Annotated in this window: 11 protein-coding genes; 6 read left to right on the top strand and 5 right to left on the bottom strand. The window is 58.3% G+C overall.

What is annotated here, in order from left to right; genetic code table 11:
- The first annotated feature begins 618 nt into the window (after positions 1 to 618).
- The 3 genes from minC to minE are packed head-to-tail and all read left to right on the top strand — an operon-like array spanning position 619 to position 2,454.
- Positions 619 to 1,350 (top strand): septum site-determining protein MinC, encoded by a 732-nt coding sequence (minC, locus tag DTW90_RS26975; RefSeq protein ID WP_149342347.1) that lies wholly within the window; start codon positions 619 to 621, stop codon positions 1,348 to 1,350.
- Positions 1,351 to 1,381: 31 nt separating this feature from the next.
- Positions 1,382 to 2,197, top strand: coding sequence for a septum site-determining protein MinD (gene minD / locus DTW90_RS26970; protein WP_132524413.1), 816 nt, complete (start codon positions 1,382 to 1,384; stop codon positions 2,195 to 2,197).
- Complete coding sequence (gene minE, locus DTW90_RS26965) at positions 2,194 to 2,454, top strand: cell division topological specificity factor MinE (RefSeq protein WP_149342345.1); 261 nt, start codon at positions 2,194 to 2,196, stop codon at positions 2,452 to 2,454. The genes minD and minE overlap by 4 nt, the downstream gene beginning before the upstream one ends.
- Positions 2,455 to 2,715: 261 nt before the next feature.
- On the opposite strand, the gene DTW90_RS26960 is transcribed toward minE, so the two are convergent.
- The 5 genes from DTW90_RS26960 to DTW90_RS26940 all read right to left on the bottom strand — a co-directional run bounded on the left by DTW90_RS26960 (position 2,716) and on the right by DTW90_RS26940 (position 7,152).
- Positions 2,716 to 3,618, bottom strand: a complete 903-nt coding sequence (locus DTW90_RS26960; RefSeq protein ID WP_149342343.1) for a nucleotidyltransferase and HEPN domain-containing protein — start codon at positions 3,616 to 3,618, stop codon at positions 2,716 to 2,718.
- A gap of 393 nt (positions 3,619 to 4,011) precedes the next feature.
- A complete protein-coding gene (locus tag DTW90_RS26955) occupies positions 4,012 to 4,782 on the bottom strand; it encodes an SDR family oxidoreductase (RefSeq protein WP_149342341.1) in 771 nt (256 codons plus the stop codon).
- Between the two features lie 81 nt (positions 4,783 to 4,863).
- A complete protein-coding gene (locus DTW90_RS26950) occupies positions 4,864 to 5,718 on the bottom strand; it encodes an alpha/beta hydrolase (protein WP_149342339.1) in 855 nt (284 codons plus the stop codon).
- Positions 5,719 to 5,829: 111 nt separating this feature from the next.
- The gene (locus DTW90_RS26945) at positions 5,830 to 6,441 is read right to left on the bottom strand and encodes a TMEM175 family protein (RefSeq protein ID WP_149342337.1); all 612 of its coding nucleotides are present in this window, start codon (positions 6,439 to 6,441) and stop codon (positions 5,830 to 5,832) included.
- Between the two features lie 15 nt (positions 6,442 to 6,456).
- Positions 6,457 to 7,152: an alpha/beta hydrolase gene (locus DTW90_RS26940; protein WP_149342336.1), complete on the bottom strand. Its 696-nt coding sequence runs from the start codon at positions 7,150 to 7,152 to the stop codon at positions 6,457 to 6,459.
- Between the two features lie 174 nt (positions 7,153 to 7,326).
- Here DTW90_RS26940 and DTW90_RS26935 point away from each other — a divergent pair, with 174 nt between their 5' ends.
- The 3 genes from DTW90_RS26935 to DTW90_RS26925 all read left to right on the top strand — a co-directional run bounded on the left by DTW90_RS26935 (position 7,327) and on the right by DTW90_RS26925 (position 9,550).
- A complete protein-coding gene (locus tag DTW90_RS26935) occupies positions 7,327 to 7,947 on the top strand; it encodes an ABATE domain-containing protein (RefSeq protein ID WP_132524419.1) in 621 nt (206 codons plus the stop codon).
- A gap of 218 nt (positions 7,948 to 8,165) precedes the next feature.
- Positions 8,166 to 8,429 (top strand): hypothetical protein, encoded by a 264-nt coding sequence (locus DTW90_RS26930; RefSeq protein WP_132524420.1) that lies wholly within the window; start codon positions 8,166 to 8,168, stop codon positions 8,427 to 8,429.
- Between the two features lie 209 nt (positions 8,430 to 8,638).
- Entirely contained in the window at positions 8,639 to 9,550 is a 912-nt protein-coding gene (locus DTW90_RS26925) for an acetamidase/formamidase family protein (protein WP_149342334.1), read from the top strand.
- The last annotated feature ends 106 nt before the right edge of the window (positions 9,551 to 9,656 follow it).

The following is a 9,656-nucleotide window of genomic DNA, read 5'->3' as shown; positions in this document are numbered from 1 at the left end:
CGCAGCCTGGGAGCAGCAACGCAACGCCCATGGCGCAAAGATCCAATGGATGTTCACAACCGAAAACGCCCGCCAAAAACTCCGCAAAGCTTACCCTGTCAAAGAGTCATAATCTCTGTGGCCGGGTACTAGGGGGCACACAATAGTGATTAAACACCTATCGCCGGATACAGCCTTTCCGGCGAAGGCCTGTTAAACTAGGGCCGCGGCGATACTCCATAGGATGGCTTACGTTACGCCGCAGACAAATTCCACTCTTGGCAAACATTTGAACAAGGCGATCCACAATCGGCCGACCGGTTGATCCTCGCGCTCGCAATCGTGAATGTTGCTGCGAGCTCGAGGATCCTCACGAAGGACCTTGGTGCGTGTCGCAGGGTGTTAAAAGTTTGCAACGATTGTCAAAGTCCTCTTAATTCTCTGAAAGCGCTCTGACTGATGCACGCTTGAACGCCTTGCAAACGTAGCGCTGAGTCCCGGGGATCGAGGTGATCGTGCCTCGGCCCCACCGCCTGAACGGCATCTTCTCGACAGTCCGAAAGGACAGATTTCGGCCCCAAATTAACGACTTATTAACCATACCAGCGCTACTTATTGATCAACGAATTTTTAACGCAGATGACCAAAGTGCTAACAGACGCTCCCTCAATCCGTATCAAGGGCCGCTCCTTTCTTGCGGTTGTCCTTACGCCTGATCTACCCGTCGCTGATTGGTTGGCCAGGCTGGATGATCTTGCTGCGCGCTCCGCGGGCTTCTTTCTCGGGCGTCCTGTGGTGCTCGACATCACTGATCTGGCGATCGATCGCCCCCAGCTGACGGAACTCATCGCCGAGCTTGCAGGGCGCAATGTGAGCATCATGGGTATCGAAGGCGGCCGCCCATCGATCATCGGCCCCGGCATGCCGCCGGCGCTCAAGGGCGGGCGACCTGCCTCTGATGTCGAGGTTGGTGCATCGGAGCCTTCGGTCGTGCCGAGCAACGACGAGAGCAAGCCGGTCTTGGCAGAGACCCGTACGGCCCTTCAGTCCCTCATCATCAGGGAACCGGTCCGTTCGGGACAATCGGTGATCTTTCCGGAGGGTGATGTCACCATTGTCGGATCGGTCGCATCAGGGGCTGAAATCATCGCTGGCGGATCGGTCCATATCTATGGGGCGCTGAGAGGTCGGGCCATGGCCGGGTCGCTCGGGAATGCCTCCGCGCGAATCTTTTGCCGCAAGCTCGAAGCCGAGCTGCTCGCGATCGATGGCATCTACAAAATGGCAGAAGACATGGCCCCCGGCCTTCGCGGACAAGCGGTCCAGCTTTGGCTCGAGGGGGAAACGATCATGGCTGAGAAACTAAACTGAGCCGGAGCCGGCCAACAACAGGAGAGCAGAAATGGGGAAGGTAATCGTCGTCACGTCTGGTAAGGGCGGGGTAGGCAAGACGACATCGACGGCCGCTCTTGGGGCCGCTCTCGCACAGCGAAACGAGAAAGTCGTCGTCGTCGATTTCGACGTCGGCTTAAGAAACCTCGATCTCGTTATGGGCGCCGAACGCCGTGTCGTCTATGACCTGGTCAATGTGATCCAGGGCGATGCCAAGCTGCCGCAGGCCCTGATCAGGGACAAGCGGCTGGAAACGCTGTATTTGCTGCCGGCATCGCAAACCCGCGACAAGGACAATCTGACGGCTGAAGGCGTCGAGCGGGTTATCAGCGAACTCAAGCGCCATTTCGACTGGATCATTTGCGACAGCCCAGCAGGGATCGAGCGTGGCGCAACTCTTGCCATGCGGCATGCCGATGTGGCCGTTGTTGTCACCAACCCTGAGGTTTCCTCGGTGCGCGATTCCGATCGCATCATCGGGCTCCTCGATTCCAAGACGCTCAAGGCCGAGCGCGGGGAGCGCATGGAGAAGCACCTGCTCCTGACCCGCTACGACCCCAACCGTGCAGAACGCGGCGATATGCTCAAGGTCGACGACGTTCTGGAAATCCTTTCCATCCCTCTCATCGGGATCATTCCGGAAAGCATGGATGTTCTTCGCGCATCCAACATCGGTGCGCCGGTTACGCTTGCCGATGCCCGCAGCGCGCCGGCGCTCGCCTATTTCGACGCCGCTCGTCGGCTGGCGGGAGAGGCTTTACCGATCACCATTCCTGAGGAAAAGCGAGGAATCTTCGGCAAAATCTTCGCAAGGAGGGCCGCATGAGCATTTTCAAGATTTTCCGAAAGCAACAGTCTGCGCCCATGGCGCGCGAGCGTCTGCAGCTCCTTCTGGCCCACGAGCGCTCTTCGACCGGTTCCGACCTGATCGCCGTGCTGCGCGAGGAAATTCTGTCCGTGATAGCCAAGCACGTGCAGATCGATAACGACAAGGTCCGAATCAAGATTGATCGTGAGGAGTACGTTTCAATCCTTGAGATCGACGTCGAAATCCCGCTCAATGCGACCATGCAGGCGGCGTGACGACAAAGGACAGACCGGCCAGTGCCCGTCTGTCCTTTGCCGGGAAGCCTCGTTGTGCCTGCTCGTCTGACGCGGCGGATCGACCAACCGAAAAGGGCGGAGCAAAGAAAGACTGACTTCTGGGAATAGGCATTTCACGAGTACCACGATTACTCGGCCATCAAGTGAAGGCGATTATGTCGCTTGAACGATGTCGCGCTGGTCTCGGGAGGCGAAGGCACGATCGGAGTGACCGACGAAAACCTCGAGATCAACGTGTTGCTACAGTCGTGCCCTGAGCTTCATTAAATGTTCTTCGCATGCGGTCTTGATCAGTTTGTGAAGCTCAGCAGTCCGTTCTTCCAGCCAGATCAGTGCCTCGTCACTAATCTCGTAGTGTGGGGAATAACGGGCCTTTACATATGCCTCGTTGATCAAATTGAACCAAGCGGTAAATCGCTGGTGGCTCCTCGGCCATGCGGAGGCGAGGCGTACGTCCCGGTCCTCGGAAAGGGCCCTCAGAAATCGAATATTGTGTGATGCCGGGGAATAGCCTGTGAGTGTTAGCAAGAGTGTCGCGTACGCCTGCTCGATCGACTGGTGCAGAAGAAACGCCGCATGCTTGAATTGCCTCTTAGACAGGTACAACTCAACGCCATCCATGAACGCAATCGAAAAAGGTAATTTCTCCTCAAAGTACGATTTTGCAGTACTGTATTCCTCATCCGGCGACATCGGCTTCGGCTGTGGCAGAAGATCGTCGTTCAATTCGTACAGCACGATGCCGTCGCGGCGAATGTCTGAGAAAAAGGGCTGGCCAAGATGAAGACGATCACCAACTTCGCGCCGCGATTGGACAATGACGCCTACCGGCGTGTTGATTCCACTGTCGTGCATTAGTCGACTTCTGGCCGCCTCCCAATACTCCGGATCGGTCAGCTTCTTCGTGTTGACGATAATCAGGATATCGTAGTCGGAGCGGTAGGCTTTCGTCGTGTGCGGTTCCTCGACCCAGGTGCCGCGGGCATAGGAACCGAACAGGATGATCTTCCAAATTCGCCCCTTCTTCTTGAACTCCGCCTCGCTGCCCTTCAAGGCATCCTCGAACTCCTCATGGATGATCTCGACGACCCGCGCGAGTTCCCGCTGCTTCTGTTCCGGCAGATGCTCGAGGCTCGATTTCATCAAGGGCAAAACTCCGTCTGAATCATTTAGTTAGCCTATATCATCAGCGTGGCGCTACCATAATTTTTCACGGAAAATGGAATTTAATTTGCAACTTTTCCGATTACAGAGGCAATGCGCCCTGCCCCACGCAAAATCTTACTTCGGACGCAACGGTCTCGGCCAGATCGCACCCACGTTGACCGGATTGGACTAACTCAACACCGCGTCGACCAACCACCGCTGTTACTTGCGAGGGCCACATCGTGCTTTTAGCAGGCCATATCCGAGACCCGTCAAAAGCAGCCACGGATCATCTCGAAGAATTTCTTCATAATCGCTGACACCCGGTGCCAGCAATGATTCCGCTCTGCTTACGAAACGGGGCCCAATTCGTTGAATGGTCGCTCCAGCCTAGATCGACTTGACCTCGCCGCCATCCATGCGAAGCGTTGATCCGGTCATCCAGCGCGCGGCCGGCGACACAAGAAACGCCATCAACTCAGCAATTTCTTCTGGCTCACCGTATCGGGCTATTCCGGCCTCCTGAGGGAATTTCAGCGTTGCTGCTTCCTCGGTCATATCGTGGATCGAAGCCCAATGTTTCAGGTAGGATCGACGACGCCCCGTCATGACCGGACCGGGCAGGACGCTGTTAACCTGGACGCCATCGGTAATGCCGCGATCGGAGAATGCCTTGGCCAAGGCCACGATCGCCGCATTGATCGTGCCGACCGCCGCATAGGGCGCCTTCGGGAACAGCGCTGAATTCCCCGACATCAGGACAACGGAGCCCTTGGCTTCCTTCAAGGCCGGCCATGCCGCAATCGTCAGCCGCCGCGCACCGTGAAGCTTGAGCGCGAGCCCGTTGTCCCACTGTTCATCGGTCATATCGAAGAGATCGATCTGCGGAACCGCGCCGGCAATGTTCAGCAAGGCATCGATGCGACCGAATTCTGCCAGCGCCTGGTCCACGACGGCCTTGGCCGCCGGCGGATCCGAGAGATCGCAGTCGATGACGAGGGGCGTAGCGCCGGCGGCCTTCACCGCCGCGGCAGTCTCCTCCAACTTCGTCCGGTCCCGCGCGACAAGCACGATCGACGAAAAATCTCGCGCCAATCGAATGGCGGTGGATTGGCCGATACCCTGGCTTGCGCCTGTAACGACCGCAACACTGTTTGACATCTCAAGCTTCCCTGTTCCTAAGCATCGATGAGGTCAGTCGCCCTCAAACCTTCGACGGTGTGAGGGCGAGTGGGTTGCGAACTAGCGAGACAGGAAGTCTCGGATGACTGTCGCAATCTCCGCTGCGTGTGTCTCCAGGGCAAAGTGACCTGTATCGAAGAAGCGTATCTCCGCAGCGGGAATGTCCCGTTTAAACGCCTCTGCACCGCGCGGCAGGAAGAACGGATCGTTGTTGCCCCACACGGCAAGGAAAGGCGGCTGGTGGGTCCGGAAGTAGTTCTGGAATGCCGGATAGAGTGCGACGTTGCTCTTGTAGTCGCCGAACAGATCCAGCTGGACGTCCGCCGCGCCCGCGCGCATCATATAGAAATTATCCAGCGACTGGCCGTCCGGAGATACGGTCGCCGTATCCGGGACGCCATGCGTATATTGAAAATTGGTGGTCTCCGGCGTCAGCATGCCCCTCAGAGCTTCGCGGTTTGCGGGCGAAGGGTCCTGCCAATAGGCGCGAATGGGGTTCCATCCATCGCTCAGCCCTTCCTCATAAGCGTTGCCGTTCTGTGAGATGATTGCCGTGATCCGCTCGGGATGACGCATTGCCAGCCGGAAACCGGTCGGCGCGCCGTAATCGAACACGTAGACCGCAAAGCGATCGAAGCCGATCACCTCGGTGAAGCGTTCGATAACGGTGGCGATGTTGTCAAACGTGTAGGTGAATTGCTCGCGCGACGGCATATCCGTCTGGCCGAATCCCGGCAGATCTGGCGCGACGATGTGGAATCGATCGGCGAGAAGCGGGATGAGGTCCCGGAACATGTGGCCTGCGCTCGGGAACCCGTGCAGCAACAAGAGCTTGGGCGCGTTGGCAGGCCCTGCCTCGCGATAAAAGACTTTCAGTCCGTCAATCATCGCAGTCTGATATTTGGTGGTAATCATGGCATTTCCTCCAAGTGTTGGGTTTAAGGGGCGATTAAGTAACTTCTTATGTGATGTTATAGAGGTTATTTTAGCACGAGGGTACGATCGATGATCGCTGTCAGCGGAGCGTCATCCCTTGGCGTGGGTTTCCCTCGAAACCTTGCCTATTTCGGGAATATCTGGACGCAAGTAGAAGACGAGGGCGCAGCAGATCAGGGCAAACCCCAGAAGCGGAGCCACAACGGATACCAGGCCGGCGCCAGCGAAGATTGTCAGCGTTGTGAGCGACCTGAGGCGGGCGATCGATCGAGCTCTTGGCGACAACTGCTCCGGATCCGCCTGGACCACTATTTCCCGTTCGAACACGACATAGGCGATGTTCACAAAGACGAAAATTGCCGCGTAGATCGCAACCGGAGCGGCAGCCAGTTCCGTCCGCGCAATCCAGCTCGTGGCAAAGGGTACCAATGCCACGACGAACAAATGGGCGAAATTCATCCATATCAAACGGGTTGTCACATGGTGGACGAAGCGAAGCAGATGATGGTGGTTCACCCAGATTATTGCGATGAAGAGATAGCTGACCGCATAACTCACCGCTGTCGGCCATAGCGGCCCGAGGGCCGCGAATGTTGAACTCTCAGGCGCCTTGAGTTCCAGCACCATGATCGTGATGATCACGGCAATCACAGCGTCGGAGAACGCGCCGAGGCGTTCAACGCTTGTCTTGTGATCCAGCATCGACTTCACCTCCGCTCAATCGGCCGCGACGTTATGCACCGCTTCAAGGATGATGTCCCTGACCACCCCTGGCGCCGTGACGCTCGGCGTATGATCAACAGGATGCGACCGCACTTGCGCCTTCATCCTGTCTGCCATGAACTGCTGCGTCTCCACCGCGATCATCCGATCCTGTTCGGCCACCAGGAACCAGCTCGGCCGGCTCTTCCAGAGCGGTTGTCCGACCGGCGTGCTGATGCAGGCAACAGCGATCGGGCGTTGAACCGCAGCTAGGACATCCAGCTCTTCAGAAGAGGCATTCGGCGCAAAAGCCGCAGCGAAGGCATCATTTGGGAACCAGATGATGCCGTCATCACCCGGAGCCAGCTTGGGGGCCTGCGGATGGGGCTCGGCGCGATAGAAAACATCGGCAACGGTTTCGCCCTCATCAGGAGCCAAGCCCGCAATATAGACCAGTGCCCTCACCTTGTCGTTGTCGGTCGACGCTACGACCGCACCCGCATAGGCGTGGCCAACGAGGACAACCGGGCCGTCGATCCGCTGCAGCGTCCGCTCAAGCGCTGCCAGGTCGTCCTGAAGCGAGGTCAGCGGCAGAGGGGCAGCAACGACATCCATGCCTTCCGCCTTCAGCGGGCCGATCACCTTGCTCCAGCTTGATCCATCGGCCCAAGCGCCGTGTGCAAGGACCACACTCACCTTGTTCGTTCCCATTTCCCGTTCCTTTCGTCGGTTCGTCGCTTCCAAAAGACGCCTTCAGGCGTCACCTTCAGTAACCGCTTTGGTTGATGCAGTCAGGTTACATACGGTAGATGTAACTTGTCAAGAGGCTTCAGAGTGGTTATTTATGAGTCAGCACATTGGACGAACGCGCCTGAGGATCCCGAGATGCCTGATCACCGCCCACCCGCCATATTCATTGCCGATGCACTCGGTCTGGATTTCCTGAATTCGATTGCCACGCCGATCGACACGCCCATTGACTGGATCGATAACGGCGATGGGCTCATCGCCTGGCTGCAGCAGGCTGATCTCGTAGCAACCGAAACGCTCGAAGCCTTACGGGCACAGGCCATGCCGGGGGAACTGGACAGCGTCGCGGCTCAGGCACGAAGCCTGCGCGAGTGGTTCAGAGGCTTCGTGCGAGATCGCAAGGGCAAGCCGCTTGCGGCCAAGGACATCGGCGAACTGGGACCGCTTAATCGCCTGCTTGAGCGCGATGAGAAATTCATGCAGCTCGTGAGCCAAACCGATCCCGGCGGTCTGGCGTTCAAGACGACGCGGCGGTGGCGTTCGCCGGAATCCCTGCTTCTGCCGATCGGCGAAGCGATGGCGAAATTTGTTTGCGAAGAGGATTTCTCCAACGTCAAGGCATGCGAAGGGCCGGCCTGCACATTGCTGTTTGCGGACCACACGCGAGGCCATGCGCGCAGATGGTGCAGCATGGCAATGTGTGGCAATCGCGCAAAGCAGGCTGCTCATCGAAACCGGCTCAAGGCAAAGCATTAGCGCCTTAACGGTATATTCACTTTCTTGGTGTCATTCTGACCCAAGCGCGAATTGTAAGTTGTACGCGCACACATTTGCATTGACCCGCTTCGGCGGGTCTCTTTTTGGCCATCACCCCGTTTGACCTATCGAACGCACGACAAGGTAATCGTGATCGGCCGACGCTACGCGGAACATTTGCACGTCCATGGTGTTTACATCGAGAGGAGGAGTGTCAAATGGCAAACGACTTCAACCGACCTGATCTGAAATCGACGCCCGTGCATGACCAATCCTGGAGGATGTGGGGCGTAATCGCAGCTGTCATCGTGATCGCAGCCGTCGCCTGGTCAATGTGGCCGCGCACAGCAACGCCACCGGTCAGCCCGCCGGCTCAAACGACCACGAACCAACCGGCAACCACGACGGCACCGGCGACCCCGCCTGCAGCGCCCGCCACCCCGGCACCGGCTACGCCGGCACCTGCAGCGCCCGCACAGTAGACGTCAGCCAAGACGAGAAAGGCCGGCGCGAGCTTCGTTCCGGCCTTTGTCGTCCGCAGCCGCGGACGGCGGCGATCCGTGAACGCTCCTCGTTATCCGCCTGCCGATCATCAAATCGATAATAAGCCGATATCGTCCAAATATGCGCTTTTCGCCTAGGCTGGATTCGGAATAGACAGCATGAGCCTGATACAACCCCGGAGGCCACCTTGACCCTGCATCGCCTTGTTCCCAGCAGCTACCATAATGTGCTCGGCAGTCTATCGCCCGCATTGCACATCGCCGATGGTGATACCATCGTCACCGAGACGCTCGACGCCGCCGGCTTCGACAAGAATGGCGTCCGGCAGGCATCCGGCCCCAATCCGATGAACGGCCCCATATTCGTCGAAGGCGCAGAAAAGGGCGATGCGCTGAAGGTGGAGATACTCTCCATGGTTCCGACACGCGACACGGGCTTCACCGGGAGCGTGGTTTCGGCCAACGTCGTCGACCCCGAAGATGTTCGGACCTTGCCGCCGCGCGACAGCGTGATTTGGCGGATCGATCGTGAGGCTTTGACCGTATCGCTTGCCGAGCCGGTCGCCGGTCTCGAGGACCTGGTGTTGCCGCTGGCGCCGATGATCGGCTGTTTTGGTGTCGCACCATCGCTTGGACAGGCGATATCGACCGCGACCAGCGGGGAATACGGCGGCAACATGGATTACCGGCTGCTCGGTCCCGGCGCGACGATGTGGTTCCCCGTATCGGCGCCCGGCGCATTGTTCTTCCTTGGCGACTGCCATGCGGTGCAGGGTGACGGCGAGATCGTCGGCACCGGTATCGAGACCACGTTCGAAGTCGCTGTTCGCCTGAGCGTCGAGAAAAACAGAGCGATGGTCTGGCCGCGCGGCGAGACGGCGGATGATATTTTCACCGTCGGCAACGCCCGACCGCTCGATCAGGCGCTCCAGCATGCCACCAGCGAAATGCTGTCCTGGCTCGGCGCCGACTATGGTCTGGACAAGACGGCGGCCAGCCATCTGCTCGGCCAGGTCGTCCGCTACGATGTCGGCAATGTCTTCGATCCGGCCTATACGATGGCCTGCCGCGTCGCCAAGAAGTGGCTGAAGAAGCGATAACCAGCATTTCTCCGTTCGGATTCGCGTTGCCTTCCCAATTCAGCCGTCGCTCGCGATTACCCTTTTTGGGCGCTGGCGCCGGCATCTTGATATTGCAAGCTGGAGG

Source organism: Neorhizobium sp. P12A, assembly GCF_008365395.1.
In the GTDB taxonomy this organism is placed as follows: Bacteria; Pseudomonadota; Alphaproteobacteria; order Rhizobiales; family Rhizobiaceae; genus Rhizobium.
Note: the sequence above shows the minus strand (reverse complement) of the source record. Positions and strands in the feature narration are given on the sequence as shown.